Origin of the sequence: Arthrobacter sp. ZGTC412 (genome assembly GCF_002929215.1) — a bacterium.
Lineage (GTDB): Bacteria > Actinomycetota > Actinomycetes > Actinomycetales > Micrococcaceae > Arthrobacter.
In genome coordinates, this window is sequence record NZ_PJII01000022.1 from 41,477 (window position 1) to 65,834 (window position 24,358).

At 65.8% G+C, this 24,358-nt stretch carries 21 protein-coding genes; 14 read left to right on the forward strand and 7 right to left on the reverse strand.

The window, feature by feature from the left end:
• The first annotated feature begins 54 nt into the window (after positions 1–54).
• Positions 55–948: an oxygen-dependent tRNA uridine(34) hydroxylase TrhO gene (gene trhO, locus CXQ88_RS18865; protein WP_104045687.1), complete on the forward strand. Its 894-nt coding sequence runs from the start codon at positions 55–57 to the stop codon at positions 946–948.
• Between the two features lie 47 nt (positions 949–995).
• Here the strand turns inward: trhO and CXQ88_RS18870 are convergent, their stop codons facing one another.
• Positions 996–1,565, reverse strand: a complete 570-nt coding sequence (locus CXQ88_RS18870) for a hypothetical protein (RefSeq protein ID WP_104045658.1) — start codon at positions 1,563–1,565, stop codon at positions 996–998.
• A gap of 38 nt (positions 1,566–1,603) precedes the next feature.
• Positions 1,604–2,077, reverse strand: a complete 474-nt coding sequence (locus CXQ88_RS18875) for a hypothetical protein (protein WP_104045659.1) — start codon at positions 2,075–2,077, stop codon at positions 1,604–1,606.
• A gap of 69 nt (positions 2,078–2,146) precedes the next feature.
• On the opposite strand from CXQ88_RS18875, the gene CXQ88_RS18880 reads away from it, so the two are divergent.
• From CXQ88_RS18880 to proC, 5 genes are all read left to right on the forward strand, one after another.
• Entirely contained in the window at positions 2,147–3,808 is a 1,662-nt protein-coding gene (locus CXQ88_RS18880; protein WP_104045660.1) for a DUF7059 domain-containing protein, read from the forward strand.
• Between the two features lie 124 nt (positions 3,809–3,932).
• Positions 3,933–6,662, forward strand: a complete 2,730-nt coding sequence (gene topA / locus CXQ88_RS18885) for a type I DNA topoisomerase (protein WP_104045661.1) — start codon at positions 3,933–3,935, stop codon at positions 6,660–6,662.
• A gap of 47 nt (positions 6,663–6,709) precedes the next feature.
• Entirely contained in the window at positions 6,710–7,162 is a 453-nt protein-coding gene (locus CXQ88_RS18890) for an SseB family protein (protein WP_104045662.1), read from the forward strand.
• A 73-nt stretch (positions 7,163–7,235) separates the two neighbouring features.
• Positions 7,236–8,222 (forward strand): Ppx/GppA phosphatase family protein, encoded by a 987-nt coding sequence (locus CXQ88_RS18895; protein ID WP_104045663.1) that lies wholly within the window; start codon positions 7,236–7,238, stop codon positions 8,220–8,222.
• Positions 8,223–8,521: 299 nt separating this feature from the next.
• Positions 8,522–9,355, forward strand: a complete 834-nt coding sequence (gene proC, locus CXQ88_RS18900) for a pyrroline-5-carboxylate reductase (RefSeq protein WP_104045664.1) — start codon at positions 8,522–8,524, stop codon at positions 9,353–9,355.
• 61 nt (positions 9,356–9,416) lie between these two features.
• On the opposite strand, the gene CXQ88_RS18905 is transcribed toward proC, so the two are convergent.
• Both CXQ88_RS18905 and CXQ88_RS18910 read right to left on the reverse strand, forming a co-directional pair.
• Entirely contained in the window at positions 9,417–10,055 is a 639-nt protein-coding gene (locus tag CXQ88_RS18905) for a potassium channel family protein (protein WP_172801511.1), read from the reverse strand.
• 40 nt (positions 10,056–10,095) lie between these two features.
• A complete protein-coding gene (locus CXQ88_RS18910; RefSeq protein WP_104045665.1) occupies positions 10,096–11,529 on the reverse strand; it encodes a TrkH family potassium uptake protein in 1,434 nt (477 codons plus the stop codon).
• Positions 11,530–11,633: 104 nt separating this feature from the next.
• Here CXQ88_RS18910 and CXQ88_RS18915 point away from each other — a divergent pair, with 104 nt between their 5' ends.
• Both CXQ88_RS18915 and CXQ88_RS18920 read left to right on the forward strand, forming a co-directional pair.
• Entirely contained in the window at positions 11,634–12,845 is a 1,212-nt protein-coding gene (locus CXQ88_RS18915; protein WP_104045666.1) for an acetoin utilization protein AcuC, read from the forward strand.
• 77 nt (positions 12,846–12,922) lie between these two features.
• Positions 12,923–13,504 carry an ArsR/SmtB family transcription factor gene (locus CXQ88_RS18920; RefSeq protein WP_104045667.1) on the forward strand — a complete coding sequence of 194 codons (582 nt, stop codon included), beginning with the start codon at positions 12,923–12,925 and terminating at the stop codon, positions 13,502–13,504.
• An 83-nt stretch (positions 13,505–13,587) separates the two neighbouring features.
• On the opposite strand, the gene CXQ88_RS18925 is transcribed toward CXQ88_RS18920, so the two are convergent.
• Positions 13,588–14,937, reverse strand: coding sequence for an alpha-hydroxy acid oxidase (locus CXQ88_RS18925; protein ID WP_104045668.1), 1,350 nt, complete (start codon positions 14,935–14,937; stop codon positions 13,588–13,590).
• 106 nt (positions 14,938–15,043) lie between these two features.
• On the opposite strand from CXQ88_RS18925, the gene CXQ88_RS18930 reads away from it, so the two are divergent.
• Positions 15,044–15,742, forward strand: a complete 699-nt coding sequence (locus tag CXQ88_RS18930; RefSeq protein WP_104045688.1) for a FadR/GntR family transcriptional regulator — start codon at positions 15,044–15,046, stop codon at positions 15,740–15,742.
• Here CXQ88_RS18930 and CXQ88_RS18935 read toward each other — a convergent pair.
• Positions 15,739–16,773, reverse strand: a complete 1,035-nt coding sequence (locus CXQ88_RS18935) for a LacI family DNA-binding transcriptional regulator (protein WP_104045669.1) — start codon at positions 16,771–16,773, stop codon at positions 15,739–15,741. The two genes, CXQ88_RS18930 and CXQ88_RS18935, sit on opposite strands and share 4 nt — an antisense overlap.
• Before the next feature lie 363 nt (positions 16,774–17,136).
• On the opposite strand from CXQ88_RS18935, the gene CXQ88_RS18940 reads away from it, so the two are divergent.
• The 5 genes from CXQ88_RS18940 to CXQ88_RS18960 all read left to right on the forward strand — a co-directional run bounded on the left by CXQ88_RS18940 (position 17,137) and on the right by CXQ88_RS18960 (position 23,108).
• Positions 17,137–18,582, forward strand: a complete 1,446-nt coding sequence (locus tag CXQ88_RS18940) for a Gfo/Idh/MocA family oxidoreductase (RefSeq protein WP_104045670.1) — start codon at positions 17,137–17,139, stop codon at positions 18,580–18,582.
• 22 nt (positions 18,583–18,604) lie between these two features.
• A complete protein-coding gene (locus CXQ88_RS18945; RefSeq protein ID WP_104045671.1) occupies positions 18,605–19,570 on the forward strand; it encodes an NAD-dependent epimerase/dehydratase family protein in 966 nt (321 codons plus the stop codon).
• Complete coding sequence (locus tag CXQ88_RS18950; protein ID WP_104045672.1) at positions 19,567–20,472, forward strand: 5-dehydro-4-deoxyglucarate dehydratase; 906 nt, start codon at positions 19,567–19,569, stop codon at positions 20,470–20,472. Before CXQ88_RS18945 ends, CXQ88_RS18950 begins: the two co-directional genes overlap by 4 nt.
• Positions 20,472–21,575 carry a mandelate racemase/muconate lactonizing enzyme family protein gene (locus tag CXQ88_RS18955; RefSeq protein WP_104045673.1) on the forward strand — a complete coding sequence of 368 codons (1,104 nt, stop codon included), beginning with the start codon at positions 20,472–20,474 and terminating at the stop codon, positions 21,573–21,575. The genes CXQ88_RS18950 and CXQ88_RS18955 overlap by 1 nt, the downstream gene beginning before the upstream one ends.
• An 81-nt stretch (positions 21,576–21,656) precedes the next feature.
• Complete coding sequence (locus CXQ88_RS18960) at positions 21,657–23,108, forward strand: aldehyde dehydrogenase (NADP(+)) (protein ID WP_104045674.1); 1,452 nt, start codon at positions 21,657–21,659, stop codon at positions 23,106–23,108.
• Between the two features lie 119 nt (positions 23,109–23,227).
• On the opposite strand, the gene CXQ88_RS18965 is transcribed toward CXQ88_RS18960, so the two are convergent.
• Positions 23,228–24,346 (reverse strand): M24 family metallopeptidase, encoded by a 1,119-nt coding sequence (locus tag CXQ88_RS18965; RefSeq protein WP_104045689.1) that lies wholly within the window; start codon positions 24,344–24,346, stop codon positions 23,228–23,230.
• Between the last annotated feature and the right edge of the window lie 12 nt (positions 24,347–24,358).

The following is a 24,358-nucleotide window of genomic DNA, read 5'->3' on the forward strand; positions in this document are numbered from 1 at the left end:
GCGATAGAACGGGACCGGCGGGCTGCCGGAACCCAAGCCGGTACCCTTAAATACGTGGCTTTGAACCGAATTGTGCTCTTTTACGGCTTTACCCCCATCGCGGACCCGGAAGCGGTGCGGCTCTGGCAGCGTGCGCTCTGCGAGAAGCTGGGGCTGACCGGCCGCATCCTCATCTCCAAGGACGGCATCAACGCCACGGTGGGCGGCGAGATCAGCGCCGTCAAGCAGTATGTCAAGACCACCCGTGAATACAAAGGGTTTTACGGCATCGACGTCAAATGGTCCGATGGCGGCGCAGAGGATTTCCCGCGGCTCAGCGTCAAAGTGCGCGATGAGATCGTCTCCTTTGGCGCGCCGGGCGAACTCAAGGTTGATGCCAACGGCGTGGTGGGCGGCGGCACCCACCTCAAGCCCGAAGAGCTGCACAAGCTCGTTGACGCCAAAAAACAGGGCGGCGAAGAGGTTGTCTTCTTCGACGGCCGGAACGCGTTCGAGGCCCAGATCGGCCGCTTCAAGGACGCGGTGGTGCCGGACGTTGCCACTACCCACGACTTCATCAAGGAGCTCGAGTCCGGCAAGTACGACTCCCTTAAGGACAAGCCTGTAGTGACTTACTGCACCGGCGGCATCCGCTGCGAGGTGCTCTCCAGCCTCATGGTCAACCGCGGCTTCAAGGAGGTTTACCAGCTGGACGGCGGCATTGTCCGGTACGGGGAAACCTTCAAGGACCAGGGCCTGTGGGAAGGCTCGCTCTACGTCTTCGACAAGCGCATGCACCTCGAGTTCAGCGAGGACGCCAAAACCATCGGAGAATGCACCCGCTGCGCGGCCCCTACCAGCAAATTCGAAAACTGCTCCAACCCCAGCTGCCGCACCCTCACCCTGTACTGCGCCGAGTGCGCTTCCAGCCCGGAAACCCTGCGGTGCCCGCAAGGCTGCACCGCCTAGGAATCCGTCAAGCAAGCAGACGTACCAGGCTGCCAGGCAAACAGATGTCACAGGCGCCGGAGGCGGTAGGCGTAGTTGGCACTCCGCCTGGCCTCCACCGTGATACTCAATGCAGTTTCCGTGGACAGATAGATGACGTTTTCGCGGTTGACCCCGCACCGCAGCCCCATGTCCACAAGGGTGAGTGAGTCGCTCTTTACGGTGAAGGTCACCCGCCGCTGGCTTCGGCAGGTCAGCGCCAGCGCGTAGGTGCCGGTTTCCAGCACGGCTGTTGCTTCCGTCCGGTCCTCACCCGCCGCCAGCAGCCCGGCGCCCGCATGGACTACCGGATGCCCGGTCTCCGGCAGCGTCCGCGCCACCCATGCTTCAAGCTCGGCCTCACTGACGGGCTCGCGCCGCATCGGGTCCCGGGTGAACGCGGGCGCCGGGGCAACCGTCTCCCCGGCTTCAGCAGCATCGCTCCGGTTCCGGCCGTCGTCGTACGTGTATTCACAGCCGCCCAGCGCCAGCCCTGCCGTCAGGACAACACTGAGGACGGCGGCCGCTGGGTTCCGCTTTAGCGGCTCCCGGGCGGTCCGCCCCGGAGAAGGCGCGGAGGACGTCCACACACTGGGCATAGTCCGACTTTAAGCCCGCGCGCTCCCGCGGGCCATACCTATTCTGCGGGTGTCAGGTGGTAGGCATAAATAAGGGGTGAGTCCACGCTGGAGGTGCTGACTTCCAGTGTCCCGGACCGAGGCAAAGTGATCCTGGTGATTTCCTTACTGCCGTTGCAGGCCGCTCCTGCGTCCACCACAGCCTCTCCATCCAGCGACACCGCGAAGAAGGCCTTGCCGCCGCCCTCGCAGGTTGCCGTCAGGGTGTATCGGCCGGCGGGGACGCCGGCCGCCTCCTGGATAATTCGGTCCCGGTTGAGGATCTTGCCGGCATCTCCGATAACGGTGCCAGGTGCGGTTGGCAGCGCAGTGGCCCGCCACTCTGGAACGTCCGCGTTCTCGATCGAGACCACGGGCGAACACCCCGCCAGGGCCACCGCCATACCCGCAAGTGCCCAGGCCCTAAGCGGGAAGGGCCGGGTGCCGGCCGGCCGAGTCCGGGCGCGAGGAAGGATGGAAAGCGGTGTCGGCATACCTCCACGCTACCCCGTCCGGGGGCGTGGCCCGGTTTCGAGCTCCCGGCGCCGGACTAAACTTGGGCGGTGCCTAAATCCCCATACGAATTCACCGCCGGCAACACCCCTGACGCTCCCCGCAGCGACTTCCCGGAGCTGCTCTCGGCACTTGCCGCGGACCTGCGCCTGGTGGATTACACGCTCGACGGCGTCGCCCGGCTCCTCGGCGAATCGGCCTACGCCGCGCTGAACCGCGACCAGATCATCCCTGCTCTGCTGACCGTCGAGCGGGCCGTGCGGCGGGACGAGGGCAACGCGGCGCTCGCCGCCGTCGTCCGTTTGTGGCTTCTCGCCGAGCCGCAGCCCAGCGAGACGCTCGACGCCGCCCTGCCGGGCATCCGCGCGGAAGGCCTGCAGACGCTGGGGCTGGTGGAGCCCGTTCCCGGCAGGGCGCTCGTGGCCGCCAAGGCTGACCTGCGGCCCTACGGCTGGGAAGACACCGAAGGTCACAGCGACAGCGGCAGCGGCGGCGCGGAACTGTGGGTGGCAAGCGACTTGGCGGCACACCAGCAGGAGGGCGTCCTCCGGCACGATCACGTCCTGGGGATCGGGCAGGCCTCCGCCACCCTGGTGCAGACCACGTTCCGGCGGCACACGGAGCGGGCGCTGGATCTGGGGACGGGCTGCGGCATCCAGGCCTTCCACCTGCTGCACCACTGCGGGCACGTGACGGCCACGGACATCTCCGAAAGGGCCCTGGCCTTTACCCGGTTCAACATCCTGCTTAACGCCGAGGCGCTGTCGGTGGATCCGGCCCGGCTGGGGGACCGGGTGAGCCTGCGCGTGGGCTCGCTCCTGGAGCCCGTCGCCGGCGAGGAATTCGGGCTGGTGGTCTCCAACCCGCCCTTCGTCATCACACCGCGGAGCTCCGGGGAGGAGACGTCCCGGCAGTTTACCTACCGCGACGGCGGCCTTCCCGGCGATGAGATTGTGGCAGCCCTCGTGGCAGGACTGCCCGCTGTCATCGCTCCCGGCGGCACGGCACAGATGCTTGGAAACTGGGAGGTGCCCGCCGGCGCTGCGTGGCAGAAGCGCCCCCAGGGATGGGTTCCCGCCGGTATGGACGCCTGGTTTATCCAGCGCGAAGTTGTAAGCCCGGAGGAATACGCCGAGACGTGGCTGCGCGACGCGTCCGAGAGCCGGGACCGGCAGCACTATAAGGACGCCTACGCCGCCTATCTTGCAGACTTCGAGTCCCGGAACGTGGAAGGAATCGGCTTCGGGATGGTGCTGCTCCGCCGGCCCCTGACAACCGGGCAGGAGCCGTTCAACCGGTTCGAGGAAATCACCTACCCCATCGAGCAGCCCATCGGGCCCCACCTGGGCGCGGCTTTGGAGCGCCAGGACTGGCTGTCCGCGAACAGCATCAGCGATGCGCACCTGCTGGTGGCGGAGGACGTCACCGAGGAACGCCACCAGCGGCCCGGCGCCGAGCACCCCGGGGTGATCCTGCTCCGCCAGGGCGCAGGCCTGCGCCGGACCAACCTCCTCAGCACGGAACTCGCAGGGTTTATTTCTGCCTGCGACGGCGACCTGAGCGCCGGCCAGATTGCCGGTGCTCTGGAGGCTCTACTGGGCGGCGGTGGAGCGGGCGGGGAAGGGTTCGATGCCGGCTCGTTCCGGACTGGCTTGCTCGCTGAAGTGGCCAACCTGGTCCGCGACGGCTTCCTGATCCCGGCCGTTGAATAAGGCGCGGAAGGCCTACCGCATAACCCCCTTGTTTTCCACATGAATGCGCACAATTCTCCAAAATATGGTGAACTAGGCCAGTATGGGCGCATCTGCCCGAGCAACCTTTTTCTGTAGGAGCACCGTGCCAAGCAAGGCCAAAACCGGCAAGAAACTCGTGATTGTGGAGTCTCCGGCCAAGAGCAAGACCATCGCCAAGTACCTGGGCGAGGGCTTCATCGTAGAGGCCTCCATTGGTCACATCCGCGACCTGCCGCAGCCGTCGGAGCTCCCTGCCGAACTGAAAAAAACCTCGGTAGGCAAGTTCGCCGTCGACATTGAACACGACTTCAAGCCCTATTACGTGGTGTCCGCGGACAAAAAGAAAAAGGTGACCGAGCTCAAGGCTGCGCTCAAGGACGCCGACGAACTTTATCTCGCAACCGATGGGGACCGCGAGGGCGAGGCCATCGCGTGGCACCTGCTGGAAGTGCTCAAGCCGAAGGTTCCGGTGTACCGGATGACGTTTGGCGAAATCACGAAGGAAGCCATCCAGCGCGCCATGGGCAACCTGCGTGACGTTGATTCCGCGCTGGTGGACGCCCAGGAAACCCGCCGTGTCCTGGACCGCCTGTACGGCTACGAAATTTCCCCGGTGCTGTGGCGCAAGGTGGCCCGCGGCCTGTCCGCCGGCCGGGTGCAGTCCGTGGTCACCCGCATGGTGGTTGACCGCGAGCGGGAGCGGATGGCCTTCAGGGCCGCCTCCTACTGGGACCTCACCGGTCAGTTCGGCGCCGACGCCGGCTCCTTCAAGGCGAAGCTCGCCAACGTTGACGGCGCCAAAGTGGCCAGCGGCCGGGACTTCAATGACGACGGCGTCCTCACGTCCAAAAACGTCGCCCACCTCAACGAGGAGCTGGCCACCTCCCTGGCAGCCGGGCTGCAGAACGCGGAGTTCCGCGTCCGCTCCGTGGACACCAAGCCCTACACCCGCCGTCCGGCTGCGCCCTTCACCACGTCAACGCTGCAGCAGGAGGCCGGCCGCAAGCTGCGCTTTTCCTCCAAGAGCACCATGCAGGTGGCCCAGCGACTGTACGAAAACGGCTACATCACTTATATGCGTACGGACTCGTCGGCGCTGAGCGACGAAGCCGTGACGGCTGCCCGCCGCCAGGCCTCCGAGCTCTACGGTCCCGAGTACATCCCGCAGTCGCCGCGCGTCTACACCGGCAAGGCGGCCAACGCGCAGGAGGCGCACGAGGCCATCCGTCCCGCCGGCGACTCGTTCCGCACCCCGGCGCAGGTAGCGAAGCAGCTCTCCGGCGACGAATTCCGGCTATACGAGTTGATCTGGAAGCGGACCGTCGCCTCCCAGATGGGCGATGCCAAGGGTTCGACGGCGACCATCCGCCTTGGCGCGGTTTCTTCCGACGGGCGGGACGCTGAGTTTTCCGCGTCCGGTACCGTGATCACTTTCCCTGGCTTCCTTGCGGCGTACGAGGAGGGCAAGGACGAGACCCGCGGCGACGACGACTCCGAGGAAGCCCGCCGCCTTCCCAATGTGGTCAAGGGCGATGCCCTCAAGGCTTCCGACATCATCGCGGTGGGCCACGAAACCTCGCCGCCGCCGCGTTACACGGAAGCATCGCTGACGGCGGAGCTGGAGAAGAAGGGCATCGGCCGCCCGTCAACGTACGCGTCCACCATTTCGACCATCCAGGACCGCGGCTACGTGCGGAAACAGGGGTCCGCTTTGGTCCCGAGCTGGATCGCCTTCTCGGTCATCCGTCTGCTGGAGCAGCACTTCAGCGACTACGTGGATTACGAATTCACGGCGGACATGGAAGGCGACCTGGACAAGATCGCCAACGGCCAGGCTGTGGGTGCCGCCTGGCTCAAGCACTTTTACTACGGTGAAGACGCCGAACCCGGGCTGCTGAGCATCGTGAACAACCTGGGCGAGATCGATGCACGGGAAATCAACTCCGTGCCCATCGCCGATGGCATTACCCTGCGCGTGGGCAAGTTCGGCCCGTATCTGGAAAGCACTTTGCCGACGGTGGATGCCAAGACCGGGGAAGTAGTGGAGTCAGCCCGCGCCAACGTGCCGGAGGACCTCGCCCCCGACGAGCTGACCGCTGCCAAGGCCATCGAACTGATGGAGACTGCCGCACCCGAGGAACGCGTGCTGGGCGCCGATCCGCATACGGGGCACACGGTTGTTGCAAAGAACGGCCGCTATGGCGCCTACGTCACCGAGGTCATCCCCGAGATGACTGAGGAACAAATCGCCAATCAGCCGGTGGAGTACTACAAGAACGGCAAGCCCAAGCCGCCCAAGAAGCCGGTGAAGGCCAAGCCGCGGACGGGTTCGCTGTTCAAGTCCATGACCGTGGACTCCGTCACCCTGGACGAGGCGCTGCAGCTGATGAGCCTGCCGCGCGCGTTGGGTGAGGACGCCGAAGGCAACCTCATCACGGTGCAGAACGGCCGGTTTGGTCCCTACCTGAAGAAGGGGACTGATTCCCGGTCCATCGGCTCCGAGGAGGAAATCTTCACCATCACGCTGGAGCAGGCGCTGGAAATCTACTCCCAGCCCAAGCAGCGCGGTGCCCGTGCAGCCGTGCCGCCGCTTGCGGAGTTCGGGCCGGACCCGGTTTCGGAGAAGAACATCGTGGTGAAGGAAGGCCGCTTCGGCCCATACATCACCGACGGCATCACCAACATCACCGTTCCACGGGCCACCTCCCTGGAGGAACTCACGCGTGAACAGGCCGTGGAGCTCCTCGCGGAGAAGCGGGCCAAGGGTCCGGTAAAGCGCACGACGACGGCCCGCAAGCCACCGGCCAAGAAGAAGGCCGCAGCGAAGAAATAGGAGGTGCCCCGTTTGCGCGGGGCACCACAACGTGGTCGGGTAGACATATGACTGAACAGCCCGGAACTGCCGACACCACTCCGCTTAATGACCTCGAGGAAAAGCTCGCCCAGGGCGGACAGCCTGATGCCAGTCCCGTGGACGTCATCCTGTCCTTCCTGAACAGCGAGGTCTACATCATCAGCTCGGACGGCATCGAGGGCGAGGATTCCCAGGTGGAGCCGCTGGTCCTGGCCAATGCCGACGGCGACCCCGTCCTGGCCGTCTTCTCCCACCCCAGCCGCGTTGACCAGCAGTACCTGGAAGCAGCGCCCAACGTCCTCGGCACCCAGGGGGCTGCCATCATCGCCAACATCGGCGAGGAGCTGGGTATGGTCATTAACCCGGGCGCAGCCTACGGTTTCGAGATCAACCCCGAAGGCATTGCCAACATCAAGCGCGACTTCAAGCGCGCCGATGAGCTTCCCGACGACGCACCTACCGACCCGTCCGAGAACTGACTTCCTCCCCGGTCGCGGTTTGACATGACGTGCCGGTTGGGCCAGAACCACCGTGCCGGGGAATAATGGCAGCATGCGGCTAGGCGTCCTCGATATCGGGTCCAACACTGTCCACCTCCTCCTGGTGGATGCACACCCCGGCGCGCGGCCAGTGCCGTTCGCCTCCCATAAGCGCCCGCTTTCCCTGGTCCAGTATCTGGAGGCGGACGGCAGCATCAGTGACGCGGGGCAGCACGAGCTCACCGAATTCGTGCTGGAGGCGTGGGAATTTGCGGCCCGGCACAAGGCCGAGGACCTCCTTGCCTTTTGTACCTCAGCCATCCGCGAGGCCACCAACGGCCCCGAAGTCCTGGCCCGGGTCAAGCACGAAACCACCGTCACGCTGCAGGAGCTCACGGGAAGCGAAGAAGCGTCCATGACTTTCTTCGCCGTCCGGCGCTGGCATGGCTGGGGTGCCGGACCCATCCTGAACCTGGACATTGGCGGCGGCTCCTTCGAGATGGCCTTCGGCCAGGACGAGCTGCCGGAGGCCGCCACGTCTGTGCCGCTGGGTGCGAGCCGGCTTACCCGGGACTGGCTGGCTGAGGACCCGCCCTCGGCGAAGAGTGTCAAAGAGCTGAGGCGCTACATTCAGGCCACCCTCAAACCCGCCGTCCGGGAATTCGACGGGCTGGGCCGGGCCAACGTCGTCGCCGGCACCTCCAAAACATTCCGGTCGCTCGCCCGGATCGCGGGGGCCGCCCCCAGCGCTGCCGGCCCCTACGTCAAGCGCGAGCTGCACGCCTCGGATCTTGGGGTCTGGGCGCAGCGCATCTCGGCAATGAAAGCTGAAGACCGGCTCCATCTTCCGGGCGTTTCAGAAGCCCGTGCACACCAGTTGCTGGCAGGTGCATTGGTGGCGGAGGCGGCGCTGGAGCTCTTCAAGTTCAAGAAGATCAAGATCTGCCCGTGGGCACTCCGCGAGGGCCTGATCCTGCGCCGCCTCGACCAGCTGGTATTCTCCGGGCCGTTGGAGCCCGCCCCGCACGTTGCGCCGGCGGTTATCGAAGCGGCGGTCTGAAGGGAAAGCCCACCGCCTATGAGGTCTTGCGCTGCTTAAAAGCGGAAGCACCGGCGGCCGCGACAGGAAAATGGGGGAAAACCTGTTGCGTACGCCGGTGCCCGGGCAGACATCCCCATGCCTGCCGCATCACTCGCACCCTCAATGAGGTAGTAACTACATTAGGGACCACACTTGTGAGGAAGCTGCGCCCAACATGTGAGCAACCTGTGAACCCATTTCCGCGAGTTCCCGATTACACGATTTCTGCTGCTTAATTCATTTCTGCGCCGGAAGGGCCGAACTGCAATGATGGAGCCATGAGCAACCGAATCGCATTTCTTGGCTGTGGGTCCATGAACGAAGCCATCCTGGGCGGTCTGCTGGAAGCCGGGACGGACCCCGCTGACATCGTCGCCACCGTCCGCCGCGCCGAGCGTGCCGCCGAACTAGCTGAACGCCATCACGGCATCACGGCGATCGCCGGTGAGGAGGAGCCGGACAACAACAAGCAGGCAACCAAGGGGTCCGGCGTCGTGATCCTGGGCGTGAAGCCCGTTGGCATCACCGACCTGGCACGCGAGATCAGCGGCGCATTGGCTCCTGACACGGTGGTGGTGAGTGTGGCCGCCGCCGTTTCGATCGCCCAGCTCGAAGCTGCCCTGCCGGCAGGCCAGCCCGTGATCCGCACCATGCCCAACACGCCTGCCAAGCTGGGCCGCGGCGTTGTTTCGGTCTCGCCAGGCTCCAGCTGCACTCCGGAACAGCTTCAGAAGGTCAAGGACATCCTGCAAGGCGCCGGAACCGTGGTTGAGGTGCCGGAGGAACAGGTGGACGCGCTCTCGGCCATCAGTGGCTCAGGTCCGGCTTACGCGTTCTACCTGGCGGAGGCTATGGCGGCCGCGGGGGAAGAGCTTGGCCTGGATGCCGAGCTGTCCCTGCTCCTGGCGCGTGAAACGGTGGCGGGCGCCGGGTTTATGCTTGCCGAGCCGGGCGCTGATCCCTCGACGCTGCGGAAAGCGGTGACCAGCCCCAACGGCACCACGGAACGGGCCATCGCGACCTTTGACGAGCGGGGCATCCCCTCCATCATCGCCGCCGGTGCGCGCGCGGCTGCGGATCGCGCCGCGGAGATCACCAAGCAGCTCGGCTGACTTGGGCCCACGACCGCAGGGTTCCCTGGCCGAGCTTGCGAGGCGAGGGTGCGGTTGGGGACTAGGGCCGGGCGGCGAAGCGTTCCAGCAGGTCCACGTGCCCGGACACAATAAGCATGTCGCGGGAGGACACCTTGGTCTCCGGCCGGGCGTACGTGAAGTCCTCGCCGGGCGACTTAACGCCCACAATCGTCACGCCGTACTTGGACCGGACCTTTGACTCGTCGAGGGTGAACCCGACCGTCTCGCGGGGCGGGTACATCTTCACGATGGCGAAGTCGTCGTCGAACTCGATGAAGTCCAGCATGCGCCCGGACACCAGGTGGGCTGCCCGGACGCCCGCGTCGGCTTCCGGGTAAATGACGTGGTTGGCGCCGATGCGGGTAAGGATTTTGCCATGCGAAGGCGTAATGGCCTTCACCCAAAGATGTTCGATGCCAAGGTCCACCAGGTTCACGGTGATCAGCACCGAGGACTCGATGGACGTGCCAACGCCCACGACGGCGGAGCTGAACTCTTGTGCGCCCAGCTGGCGGAGTGCGTCGATGTTGGTGGCGTCGGCCTCCACAACGTGCGTCAGAAGCGGCGCCCACTTCTGGACGAGGGTCCGGTCGCGTTCAATGGCAAGTACTTCGCGGCCCTGCTTGACGAGCTGCTCAGCCGTGGAGGAACCGAAGCGTCCCAGTCCAATAACCAGCACCGGGGCATTGTGGGCGGGGCGCCGGGGGGCGTCTGGGGAACTAGCCAATGATGGGCCTCTCTTCGGGATAGTGGTACAACTGGCTGCGCTGGCGCAAGGTCAGGGCAGCGGCGAGGGTCACTGTGCCCACGCGGCCGGCGAACATCAGGGCGCTGAGGACATACACGCCCGACGGCGGCAGCTCGGCACTGAGGTTGGTGCTCAGCCCCACCGTGGCGAACGCGGAGATGGTTTCAAACAGCACCCGGTCCAGGGAAGCGCCGCTGATCTGCAGCAGGAGGAAAGCGGAGACGGACACCAGGGTGGCACCGGCGACGATCACCGAGATGGCCACGCGCATGCTGCCCTGGGGGATGGTCCTGCCGTACACCTTCACATCTGCGTCGCCGCGGGCTTCGGCGATGATGGCCAGAAACATCACGGCGATGGTGGTCACTTTGATGCCGCCCGCCGTCGAGGCTGAACCGCCGCCGGCAAACATCAACGCATCAGTCAGGAGCATGGTGGTGGACTCCATTTGGTTTTGATCCACCAGGTTGAAGCCGCCGGACCTCGTCATAACGGAAGCGAAAAGCGAATGCGTGATCTTCTCGCCGAGATCCATTCCACCGATGGTCCGGGCGTTGTCCCACTCCATCAGACCCCACAGGAACGTGCCGGCCACCAGCAGAATCAGGGAGACCTGAATGGTGAGCTTGGTGTGGAGGTTCCATTTCTTCCAGTTCAGGCCGTTCTGCTGCAGGACCATCACCACGGGAAATCCGAGGCTTCCCAGGAAGACGCCCAGCATCAGGGGAACCAGGATCCACAAGTCGGTCTCATAGGGAACGATGCCGTCTGAATGCGGGGTGAAGCCGGCGTTGTTGAAAGACGAGATGGAGTAGAAGATGCCATGCCAGACGGATTGCCAGAAAGGCTCGCCCAGGGTCAGGAACCTCGGGATGAGGGCCAGCGCGAGGATTCCCTCGATCACCACGGAGGTGGTGATAACGATGCGCAGCAGGGTACCCACCTCGCCCAGGCGGCCGGCGTTGTTCATGGACTCCGCTGCAATAATTTTGCCGCGCACACCGAGACGTTTGCTCACCATCAGCGCCAGCAGTGACGCCAGGGTCAGGGTGCCAAGGCCTCCAATGAAGATGCCGATCAGAATTACCAACTGACCGAAGAAGGACCAGTGCACTGCCGTCGAAACCACCGTCAGGCCCGTGACGCAGACGGCCGAGACGGCCGTGAACAAAGCCTGGTGGGGCGGTGTGACAATGCCGGCGGCGGAGGATATGGGCAGGGACAGCAGGAACGTGAACACAAGGCACACGGCAGCGAACGCACTCAGGGCAAGCCGGGCCGGCGACGTGTTGGCTATGTCGTCGATAAAGTCGCGGAGCTGCGTGAGAACCCAGAGGCCCTCCCGCTCCTGAGAGGCGGGATGCCAGCTGGCCGGAGTCCGGGGCCTCGACTGGCTTTGCGTCATGTGTGGCTTTTCCTCGGTTGGTTCTGCTTCCCTCAGTAGTAAACCACTTCTGCCCGCGTAATGGCCGGGCGGGAAGGGGTACAGGCTCGGGTAGCCTGTGATTGATGACATATCTGCCCGGTCTCAGCAAGCCCGCGCCGCCAACGACGGTGGTGTGGGGTGCCGACATGACTGCCTACAACTTCGGTCCGGGCCACCCCATGGCGCCCGAACGGATGGACCTCACGGCCCGCCTTGCCCAAAGCCTGGGACTTTTCGACCTCGAGCACCTTGAAGTGGCAGCCCCCAACGTCGCCACCGACGCCGAGCTGGAGTCCGTACACTCGGCCGAATTCGTGGCAGCGGTCCGCAGGGTCAGCGAAGACCCGTACGCAACTGACGAATCGCGCGGCCTGGGCACCGAGGACGACCCTGCCTTCTCCGGGATGCATGAGGCTGCCGCAAGGCTGGCCGGCGGCTCCCTGCTGGCTGCCTCGCGGATCCTGGACGGGTCTGCCCTGCACGCGGTGAACTTCGGCGGCGGCATGCACCATGCTGCCCGTGACAAGGCCAGCGGGTTCTGCATTTACAACGACGCCGCTCTGGCGGTGCAGAAGCTGCTCGACGGCGGCATCCGCAAGGTGGCGTACATCGACGTTGACGCCCACCATGGGGACGGGACAGAGAGCATCTTCTGGGACGACCCCAGGGTGCTTACCTTGTCCCTGCACGAAAGCGGACTCACGCTGTTCCCCGGTACCGGGTTCGCGAATGAAATAGGCGGACCCAACGCCGAGGGGACTGCCGTGAACGTCGCCCTGCCGTCAGGGACAGGTGACGCCGGCTGGCTGCGGGCCTTCCACGCGGTAGTGCCGCAACTGGTGGCTGCGTTCGAGCCCGAGGTGATCGTAAGCCAGCACGGCTGTGACTCGCACCGGACGGATCCGCTCACGCACCTCAACCTCAGCGTGGACGGGCAGCGGGAGGCAGCCACCGCCGTCGGGAATCTCGCCGCCCGCTACTGCGGCAACCGCTGGATTGCCACCGGCGGCGGCGGGTACAACGTGCTGCATGTGGTTCCCCGGTCCTGGAGCCATCTGATTGCCATCGCCGCTGGCAGCCCAGTGCCGTTGCGGACCGCAGTGCCCGAAGACTGGCGGAGGTACGTCGAGGAGAAGTTCGGGGCCGAGGCGCCTGGATTGATGGGTGACGACGTGGAACTCTGGTGGCGGTCCTGGGAAGTGGGGTTCGACCCCAACGACGCCGTGGACCGCACGGTTATGGCCACGCGCAAGGCAGTCTTTCCGCTGCACGGACTGGATCCCTGGTTCGACTGACAGCCTCCTCTTCCCAATGCCGCTGACCGGCGAAATAGTTGATGCCTTTCGGGGCATATGTCGCTAGGGTGGGAGGCATGGTGACAGACGACGTATTTGCCGTCATTGCGGAATCGACCCGGCGGGATATCCTGACCTCCCTTCGTTCCGGAGACAAGGCAGTGGGGGAGCTCGTGGAGGAACTGGCGGCGAGCCAGCCCACCATCTCCAAGCACCTGAAGGTCCTGCGTGAAGCCCAGCTGGTGAGCATGCGGGCGCAGGGCCAGAAGCGCTACTACGCGCTGAACCGCAAGCCGCTGGAAGGGATTGCCAGCTGGCTTGAGACGTTCGACGTCGGCGCTGCGGTTTCTGCTTCGCAGTCACCGGCGGCTGTTGCCTCCATTCCGGAGGGAGTCTCGGCAGCGCCTAATGCTGCTGCGACCCTGCGGGAAGACGTCACGGCCGATGCAGTTGCCGCCGACGCTGTCTCAGCCGGCGTGCTGGCCCCCGACGGCACTGACCTGAGTCCCGCCGTCGTGATCCCTGGCGGAACAACGGCGCCGCTTAGCGATGACAGCGTGCCGCAGCAGATCGGCCGGACCGTGGGCCGTGCGGCCACCAAGGCGGCCGACCTGCTGGCGAACCTGCCCAACCTTCCCAAGTTCGGCCGCAAGAAGTAGCCCCTTAACGCAACTGACTCGCAGATAACGTCCTCAAATGGCATTTTTGGGTGCGTTTACTGCGAGTCAGGTTGGGGTGGGACCTACTTGTTCAGCAGGCGCACGTGGTCCGGGGTCAGCTCGGAGATCTTGCTGACACCCAGCAGGGCCATGGTGCGGGCCATGTCCTTTTCGAGGATCTGGATGGTGCGGTCAACGCCGGCGCGGCCGCCGGCCATCAGGCCGTAGAGGTAGGCACGGCCGATCAGCGTGAAGTCCGCGCCGAGGGCCAGTGCCGCCACGATGTCCGCGCCGCTCATGATGCCGGTATCCAGCATGATTGCGGCATCGGTGTTGTCCGCAGTGAACGCCTGCTTGACCTCGGGCAGCAGGTGGAACGGGATAGGGGCCCGGTCCAGTTGGCGGCCGCCGTGGTTGGAGAGGATTACACCGTCTGCGCCATGATCGACCACCCGGCGGGCGTCTTCGACGGTCTGGATGCCCTTGACCACCAGCTTGCCCTTCCAGGTTTCGCGCAGCCAGTCCAGGTCCTCGAAGGTGAGGGTGGGGTCGAACATGGAGTTGATCAGGTCGGCCACGGTACCCGTGTAGCGGGACAGCGAGGCGAACGTGAGCGGCTCGTGGGTGAGGAAGTTGAACCACCAGGCCGGGCGGTAGGACGCATCCAGGACGGTCTTGATGGTCAGAGCCGGCGGGATGGTCATCCCATTGCGGACATCGCGGAGCCGGGCGCCGGCCACGGCGGTGTCCACGGTGACCATCAGGGTGTCGTTGCCGGCCTTGGTCGCGCGTTCGATGAGCTCCAGCGAGCGGTCGCGGTCCGTCCACAGGTACAGCTGGAACCAGTTGCGGCCGTTCGGGGCGGCCGCGGCCACATCCTCGATGGAGGCGGTGCCCATGGTGGAGAGGGTGTAGGGGATTCCGGCGGCTTCGGCAGCCTGGGACCCTGCGTACTCGCCCTCGGACTGCATCATCCGGGTGAAACCGGTGGGGGCGATGCCCACGGGGAGGCGGGAAGGCTTGCCCAGGATCTCGGTGCTCAGGTCGATCGAGGAGACGTTCCGCAGGATGCCCGGGCGGAACTCGATGTCCAGAAAGGCCTGGCGGGCGCGGCGGAGGGTGATTTCCTCCTCAGCGGCGCCGTCCGTGTAATCGAAAGGGGCCTGCGGGGTGCGGCGTTTGGCGATGTCCCGAAGCTCCCAGATGGTGCTGGCGCGCTTGAGTCGGGCTTCCTTGCTGAACTCCGGCTTCTTGAACTGCATCAGGGGAGCCAGGTCGGAGTACTTGGGAATACGGCGCTTCAAAGCTGCCGGCACGGCGGAAGCCGCAGCGCCCAGGTTGTTGGCTGCCGAAGGCGCAGACGTGGCAGGAATGTCCGTGGCGTCCGGTGCCGGGGTGGCCTCGGGGTTGTTGGGCTGGATGGTATGGGTCATGGCGTCCTCCGTTGGGCCGGTGACAGGTCCAGTGGTGCCCGGACCCTGCTGTGGTCTAACCACACTGTATGGCATGTGGTCCGACCACATCAACTACTCTTGCTCCATGAAGACCCACCAGCTTGTTTTGACCTGGATTGAGAACGAGCTCTCCGAGGGACGGCTGGCCGTGGGTGGACGACTGCCAGCAGAGCGTTCGCTGGCCGAGCAACTGCAGGTATCAAGGACCTCCGTCAGGGAGGCTATCCGGATACTGGAGGCCATGGGCGTGGTCCGGGCTGGAGTAGGGTCCGGCCCTGAGGCCGGAACGGTGGTCATTTCGGATCCGACGGCGGCCTTGGGGTCTGCGCTGCGGCTGCACGTCGCCACGCAGCACCTTCCCGTGGCGGACATCGTGGAGACGCGTGTGCTCCTGGAGTCGTGGGCGGTGTCCCATGCCAAGTCCGATTCGCCGGAACTCGCGGGGGCGGCCCGGCTTCTGGACGAGATGGATGCGGAAGCGGTGCCCGTGGCTGAGTTCCTGGCCTTGGACGTCCGTTTCCACCTCGCGCTCGCCGACGCGGCGGGCAACGCAGTGGTCAGCGCCATGATGGGATCCCTGCGCGAATCCATTACCGGCTACGCGTCCCGGCTCACCGGCAACCTGCCGGACTGGGACGCCACTGCAGCGAGGCTGCGTTCCGAGCACCATGGCATCCTGGCCGCCGTGCAGGATAACGACGGCGGACGGGCGGCAAAGCTGGTGGCTGCCCACATCGAGGGCTACTACCGCGAGGCCGGTGTTGGCCCGGGGGTGGAAGGTTAGCCGTGCACCGTTGAGCGGGGGGCCTTGGCCGGGCCGCTGCTGGCCCGCACCTGGAGCCGCGGTTGGTACCGGCTGCCGGGCGCGTCATTTTCTTCCTTGCGGATCAGCGCACGAAGCTGGTGCCAGGCCTGCTCGCCCAGTTCCGTGATGGGGACGGCTGCTGTGGTGAGGGCGGGGGTGGTGTACCTGGCAAAGGGGATGTCGTCGAACCCGGTCACCGAAATGTCTCCTGGAACGTCCATGCCGCGTTCGTGCAGCCCGCTCATCAGGCCCATGGCCACCAGGTCATTGAAGGCAAGAATTCCGGTGGCGCCGCTTTCCAGTACGGCGTCCACCGCTTCATGCCCCGTATCGAAGTCGGAGCCGCCCTCAAGCATCCGGACATCCACGTGCGGATGGGCAGCCTTAAAGGCCTCCAGGCCCTGAAGCCGCATGCCGTTCGAGGCGCTTCGCGGCGGGCCGGCCAGGAATGCCAGGCGGGTGTGGCCCAGGTCCACCAAATGTTCTGCGAGGTCCTGCACGCCCTGCCCGTAGTCCACCACCAGAGTGGGTACATTCGCAGCCGCAGAGGTGCGGTTGATCAGCACCAGGGGGTGGAGCGAGGGAGCGATCTCTTCCAGTTCGGCATCGCTCATGCGCGGGGCGCAGAGGACCAGGCCGTCGCACCGACGGCGGGCTTCGCCGGCGAGGATGGTTTCTTCGCTGGACACCTCGAACGAGTCGGCGATCAGAACGCGGTAACCATCCTGGGCGGCGGCCCGGCTCAGGCCGCGAAGAATTGCCTGGAACGTGGGGTTTGCAAGATCCGGCACCACAATACCGATCGTGTCGGTTTTGCCCAGGGCGAGGCTGCGGCCCACCGGGTTGGGCTGGTACTTCAACTCCGCCGCTGCCGCCCGGACACGGGATGCGATGTCCGGGTCCACGGTGAAGTTGCCGTTCATCACCCGGGATACTGTCGCATGGGACACCCCAGCCTTGACCGCAACATCTGCGATCCCAATCCTGCCGGTTGCCGATCTCCTGGCCATGGTGGTCCCTTCCGTAGCGCGGCCGGGCCTTGCCCTGCGCTTTGTGCTGCCCGCTGGCAGGTTCTTGCCGCCTTTGCCCGACGGGTACTGAGACAAAGCATATACCGGCGCGGGAAAGCGATTTCTATTGTTTTCCCAAGTTTTCCCGCAACTTTCCGTCTCCAGCCGCGCACTTCGACCAGCATGGGAGTAGAAAACGCTTTCTCCCAATGCTGATAATGGTTGACGGATGCCCGTTCGGGTTGGTACAAATCTAATAGCGACCTGAGAAAACGCTTTCTTGGGCAAGTGCACCAGTGCACCGAATGTCGAACGTCAGAGGCCGCCGGCGCGGCCGGGTAACAGCTTTCGAAAGGGACCCTCATGGTCAACACAGCCGAGTCAAGTACTGCCGCAGGGGCGGCTGCAGCTGCCGCGGACACCGCCACCGCTGTCGGTGCCGCAGGACGAAGCGGCAAGGCCCGCATTGCTTTGATTGGCACCGGCGGCCGCTCCGAGATGTACATCCGCGCCATCTTCGGTAAGCACGCAGACACCGCCGAACTGGTGGCGTTCTCGGACGTCAACCCTGGCCGGGTGGACTTCTACCAGAAGCTCATCCAGGAACTCGGCGCATCGGGACCTGTCGAATCCTTTGATCCTGCCGACCTCACCGCCTTCATCCAGGACAACAACATCGACCGCGTTGTGGTGACCACGCCGGACTACACCCACGCCGACTACATCGTTGAGGCACTGCACGCAGATGCCGACGTCGTCGTCGAAAAGCCCCTCACCATCGACGCCGAGGGTTGCCGCCGCATCACCCAGGCCGTGCACGAGACCGGCCGCAACGTGGTGGTCACCTTCAACTACCGCTACTCGCCGCGCAACAGCGCCCTCAAGGAAATCATCCAGAGCGGCGTGATCGGCAAGGTCACCTCCATCGACTTCAGCTGGGTCCTGGACACCGTGCACGGCGCGGACTACTTCCGCCGCTGGCACCGCGAAAAGAAGAACTCCGGCGGCCTGTTGATTCACAAGGCATCCCACCACTTCGACCTCGTCAACTGGTGGATCGACGACGTCCCCGAGCGCGTGTTCGCCTCCGGCGGCCTGAAGTTCTACGGCGACAAGAACGCTGCAGAGCGCGGCCTTGGCCCCCGCCCCGAACGCGGCACACCCGACGCCGATGCACCCGCCACCGCAGAGAAGGACCCGTTCACCCTGGACCTGCGGGAAGATGAGCGCCTCAAGGCGTTGTTCCTCGACAACGAGCACTACGACGGCTACCGCCGCGACCAGGACGTTTTCACCGAAGGCATCACCATCGAGGACAACCTCGCGCTGGTAGTGGAGTACCAGGGCGGCCCGCGCCTGAGCTACTCCCTGAACGCCCACAGCCCTTGGGAGGGCTACCGCGTGGCGGTCAACGGAACCGAAGGCCGCGCCGAGCTGGAGGTCGTTGAACGCGCCGCCGTCGAATCCAGCACGGACAAGAAGACCGTGGTGGACCCGAGCGCAACCCCCATCGAAGAGGATGACGCCATCCGCCGCAACGGGGAACGCCTCGTGGTCCAGCGCCACTGGGAAGCCGCTTACGAAGTGCCGATCGTCAACGGCGAAGGCGGCCATGGCGGCGGCGACGAGCTCCTCCTCTCGGACCTCTTCAACGGCCCCGGGGAGGATCCGCTGGGACGCCCCTCCGGCTACCTGGACGGGCTGCGCTCCGTCTCGGTGGGTATCGCCGGCAACCGCTCCCTCGAGTCCTCCCTGCCCGTACGCATCGAGGACCTGGACCTCGGCGTCGACCTCCGCCGCGGCAACTGACGCACGGGCTGAAGGAACAACCATGAGCAGAATTTTTGTCACAGGCGGCTCAGGCCGCCTGGGCCGCAGCGTTGTGGCCGGACTCGCCGAAAAGGGCCACCAGGTCATCTCGGTGGACCGCGACGCCGTCCCGGCGGACCAGTTGCCAGCCGGCGTCGTGCAGGAAACTGCCGACCTCCTGGCCCCGGGTGAGGCGCTCCGCCTCCTCCGGCAGACCACACCCGACGCCGTTATCCACCTTGCGGCGATAGCGGTACCGTTCAGCGCGCCCGAGGACGTCATCTTCGCCACGAACACGCGGCTCGCCTTTGCCGTGATCAGTGCGGCCACCGAAGTTGGCGTGCAGAAGGTCGTGACCGCCAGCAGCCCCACCGTGCTGGGCTACGGTTCACCCGCAGGCTGGCTGCCGCCGTCGTTCCCGCTGGATGAGCGGACCCCGCCGCGGCCCTGGAACGCGTATGCACTGTCCAAACTCATCGCGGAGCAGACCGTGCAGACGTTCGCTGCCGCCCAGGGCGAGAAAATCCGCTATGCGGCGTTCCGCCCCTGCTTCGTGATCTCGCCGGAGGAATGGGAAGGCGCGCCGACGCAGCAGGGCCACACCCTTGCTGAACGGCTGGCCGATCCCGCCCTGTCCGCACCTGCGCTGTTCAACTACGTGGATGCCCGGGACGTGGCGGACTTCCTGGACCTGCTGCTGGAGAAGATGCCGTCCATCCCCAACGGGGAAACCTTCTTTGTGGGAGCCGCGGACGCCCTGGCCACCGCGCCGCTGGCGGAACTGATGCCCAAATTCCTGCCCTGCAGCGAGCCAATCAGCGCAGGCCTCACCGGCACCAGCCCGGCGTTTTCCATCGCCAAAGCACAGGAACTCCTGGGCTGGAACCCCACGCGCAGCTGGCGCACCGAACTCAAGACCCACCCCACCCTCAACGACGAGAACTCCGCCCTGGTCAGTGCCGGCAGCGGAGCCAAGGAGACACCATGAAATTCGACGGCGTACTGTTCTTCCCCGTCACCCCGTTCACGGCCGAAGGTGCCGTTGACGTGGAACTGCTCAAGGAACACATCAGCTCCCGGCTCCCGTTCGGACCCGGCGGCGTTTTCCCCGCCTGCGGCACCGGCGAGTTCCACGCCCTCAGCATCGAGGAGGTCCGCTCCGTGGTGACGGCCGCCGTCGAGGTTGTCGCCGGAAAGGTGCCCGTAGTAGCCGGCGCCGGTGGACCGCTGGGCCACGCTATCGCCGCCGCCCGCGCGGCGGAAGAAGCCGGCGCTGACGCCCTTCTGGTCCTGCCGCCGTACCTGGTCACTGGCCCCACCGATGGGCTTGTGGCCTACATTGAGGCCGTGGCGGACGCCAGCAACCTGCCGGTGATCGTCTATCACCGCGGCAACGCCAAGTTCACCGCGGCCTCGATGGTGCGCCTGGCTGCCAACCCCAAGGTCATCGGCTTTAAGGACGGACTGGGCGATGTGGGCCTGGCCCAGGAAATCGTGTCCGCCGTACGCGCCACCGGACGCGAGGACTTCGCCTTCTTCAATGGCCTGCTGACCGCCGAACTGACCCAGGGCGCCTACCGCGGCCTCGGTATCCCGCTCTACTCCTCGGCCGCGTTCGCGATGGCCCCGGAGATTGCCAAGGCCTACTACGACGCGTACGTGGCGGGCGACGAGGACCGCCGCAACGCCCTTCTCGAAGGCTTCTACGCACCGCTGGTCCGCCTCCGTGACCAGACCCCCGGTTTCGGAGTTTCGCTGATCAAGGCGGGCCTGCGCCTGGGCGGCCTGCCTGTCGGCTCCGTGCGCCCGCCGCTGGTGGATCCCACAGAGGAGCAGCTGGTGCAGCTGAAGGCCATCCTCGCCAAGGGCTACGAGCTGGCTGGCCGCTGATGAGTGCCCCCGCAGCTGTTGCTGTCCGCACCGTTCCGCGCATCACGGGCCTTTCCACCCGGCTCATCACGGTTCCGTTGCGGCGCAGCTGGGGTGTGGAGGCGCCGGAAAACCACGTGATCGTCACGGAAATCCAAACGGACGACGGCGGCGCGGGTCACGGGTTTTCCTGGACGCCCACCATTGGCCCCCAGGCCGTGAAAGCACTGCTGGATTACGACATCGCGCCGTTCATCTCCGGGTTGCCGGCCAACCCGGAGGTCGTCTGGGACGCGGTGTGGAAACGGCTGCATGAGGCCGGCGGCGGGGGACTGACCACCATTGCGATGGCCGGGGTGGACCTGGCGCTGTGGGACCTCCAGGCTTCCCGTGCCAATACCTCCGTCACCGGATTCCTGGGACAGCGCCAGGAGTCCGCCGAGGTGTACGGCTCCGGGGTGAACCTGCACTACACCCTCGAGGAGCTTGTAGCTCAGATTGAGCGGTGGATTGCTGCCGGGCACCAGGCAGTTAAGATCAAGGTGGGCAAGCCGGACATCCGCGAGGACGCTGAACGCGTTGCCGCGGTCCGCTCCGTCCTGGGGCCGAACCGGAAGCTGATGATCGACGCCAACCAGCGCTGGGACCTGCCCACTACGCTTAAAGCCCTCGACGTGTTGTCCGGGTTCGGCCTGGAGTGGCTCGAGGAGCCCATCCGCGCGGACGACCTCTGGGCCTACCGCCGGCTCCGCAAGCACTCGCCCGTGCCGATCGCCCTCGGTGAAAACCTGCACACGATCTACCGCTTCCGCGATTTCATAGAAGCGGAAGCAGTGGACATCATCCAGCCGAACATCATCCGGGTAGGGGGCATCACGCCGTTCCGGCGCATTGTTGAGCTTGCCCGGACCAACAGCATCAAGGTGATGCCGCACCTGCTCCCGGAGCTGTCAGGCCAGCTGGCCCTGACGCTCGCCGAGCCCACCTTGGTGGAGGACGTGGAGGAGGCATCCTTTGAGCAGCTGGGGATCCTGGCCGGCCCGTCGCCGGTCCGGTTCAGCGACAGCCGGGTGGCGCTCACAGATCAGCCCGGGCTGGGCTTCCGCTTTCACGACGCACGCTAAGCAGATCCACGCAGACCTGACGAACGACAACCTGATAAACGCAGATGCGATGAATCCAGACACAAAGAACAGGTATCCCAAGTGACAACTGCAACCCTTTCCCTGTCCGAGCTCACGGCTGCCGCTACAGAGGCAGCCAAGATCTCCGCGACGGCCTCCGACGCCGAACGCGCCGCCTGGCTCACCGCTTTGGCTGATGCACTTGATGCCAACGCCGCAGAACTGGTGGAGATAGCCGATTCCGAAACCAGCCTGGGGGCACCCCGCCTCACCGGCGAAGTGGCCCGGACAACAGGCCAGCTGCGCCTGTTCGCCCGCGTTATCACCGAAGGTTCCTACCTCGAAGCCGTGATCGACCATGCCGATCCCAACGCCACGCCGCCCAAGCCCGACCTGCGCCGCATCCTGCGGCCCATCGGGCCGGTGGCGGTGTTCTCCGCGTCGAACTTCCCGTTCGCCTTCTCGGTGGCTGGCGGCGACACCGCCTCTGCTTTGGCCGTGGGTTGCCCCGTGATCGTCAAGGCCCACTCGGGGCACCTGCGTCTCTCGGAACGGACCGCCGAAATTGTGGCGGAGGCATTGCGTGCAGCGGGCGCACCTGAGGGCATCTTCGCCCTGGTCAGTGGCCGCGAGGCGGGAACCGCACTGGTGCAGGATCCCGCCATCAAAGCAGTTGGCTTCACCGGCTCGATCCCCGGCGGCCGTGCCCTCTTTGACCTGGCCACCTCGCGCCCGGAGCCCATCCCGTTCTACGGGGAGCTGGGCAGCCTGAACCCGGTGGTTGTCACCGCGGCAGCGCTGGCAGAGCGTTCCGGCCAGCTGGCGGAGGGGCTGGCGGGATCCTTCACCCTTGGCGCCGGCCAGTTCTGCACCAAGCCCGGTCTGGTTTTCATCCCGGCGGGGACGGACTTCGCCGCGAAAGTGGCGGCAGCCAGCAAGGACAAGCCTGCCCTCGGCATGCTCACCAGCCGGATCGCCGAAGCGTACCCGGACGGCCTGCGCAGCTTCGCTTCGGTGGAGGGCGTGGACGTGGTCAGCGGCAGCGTGGACCAGGATGCAGTATCCGATGGGGCCGCCCCCGTGGTCTTCTCCACCTCCGCCGCGAAGGCCCTGGAGCGTCCCGAGGAACTGCTGGAGGAATGCTTCGGCCCTACCACCATGCTGATCGAATACACAGACCAGGAGGAGCTCACCGCGGTCCTGGCGAAGGTGCCCGGCAGCCTCACCGCCACGGTGCACGCCCAGCAGGGCGAGGACGTCTGCGCGCTCGTGGACCAGCTGTCCAACCTCGCCGGCCGCGTCCTTTTCGACGACTGGCCCACCGGCGTGGCCGTCAACTGGGCACAGCAGCACGGCGGCCCGTACCCGGCCACCACCTCGCTGTTCACCTCCGTGGGCGCGACAGCGGTGCGTCGGTTCCAGCGTCCGGTCGCGTACCAGGATTCCCCCGAGGCCGTCCTGCACCCCGCTCTGCGCGAGAGCAACCCGCTGGGCATCCCGCGCCGCGTTGACGGACAGCTGCAACTTCCGTAACGCTCGCTCAGATGATGTCGGTTTAATCGAAACGCCCGCTCAGTTATGGCCCGGATTACGGCCATAACTGAGCGGGCGTTTCGTGTTTCAGGCAGGATCTGAGCGGGCGTTGTACCTGCCTACAGCTGCAGTGTGACGGGCCGCTCGAGCCCGTTGACCGTCGTCGCGGGCCAGCGGGGATCGACAGTAAGGACCTGCAGGCCCGCTTCGGTGAGCTGGACAGTGTCCTCGATCTTGACACCGGGCCCCGACGGGTTCCACGTGAAGGCCTGGTTCACCACCACCGTGTCCGTGGCGGCTGCAGTGACGCGGGGGTCGCGGCCTGCGTAGCCGGCGGGCCCGCCCTGATGGTGCTGTTCCCACTGTTTGGCACCGAAACCATGGCGGGTGTAGGCGGCCTGGATCTCACCAAAGATCCGGTCCAGCCGTGCGCCGGGAACCGTGGCATCGAAGATGTCGGCCTCCACTGCTGCGATGCGTGCCTCGGCGTCGCGCTCTTCGGGAGTGCCGGCGTCGAACCTTACCCAGCGGGTGATGTTGGCGACCAGGCCGTCCCTGCGGGCGCACACCACGGCCATGGCGCGGCGGCCCAGGGGCGAGTGGGTGGCCAGTGGATGCCGGAAGTCGCTCCGGCTGCTGCCGTTGCACAGCAGGACCAGCGGCTCCGCGCCGGACGCGACAACCCTCGCGGCCAAGGCAGATACCAGCTCGAACTCGGTGGTTTCCGGCCGGGCCGAGGAGAGGACGTCCGTCATCATGGATGCGACGTCCGCGCTGAGGCGGGCATAGCGGGCGCTTTCGGCCGGAAGCAGCTGCTGGCGGGCCGCGCGCAGGTCTGCGGCTACGGCTGCTTCGGCCAGCGGTGTGGCGTTCCCGGCAGTGCCGACGGAGGCCGCCGCCTCGTGGAGGTTGCCGTACCAGGGCACCGAATGGAGGGTGACGCCGGGGGGCAGTTCCTCGGCGGCGATACGGCCGGCTTCATTGTTGAAGGTGACCAAATGGTCGCCGTCGCGGTCCACAAGGACCGCCGCGATGGGATCGCCGGCCAGGCTGATGTGCACGCGGCTGCCGTCCAGATACCAGGTCAGCGCCGTGTGGGTGGTGAGCAGCAGCGAATCCTGGCCCTTGTCATCGAGGATGTCCAGGACGCGGCGCCGCTTAATGGCACGGTCCTCCACGGAGCCCGGGGCCACCCGGACAGCCGCAGCACCGACGGGTTCTGCCGGCGTCGGATCCATCATTGCGGTGCC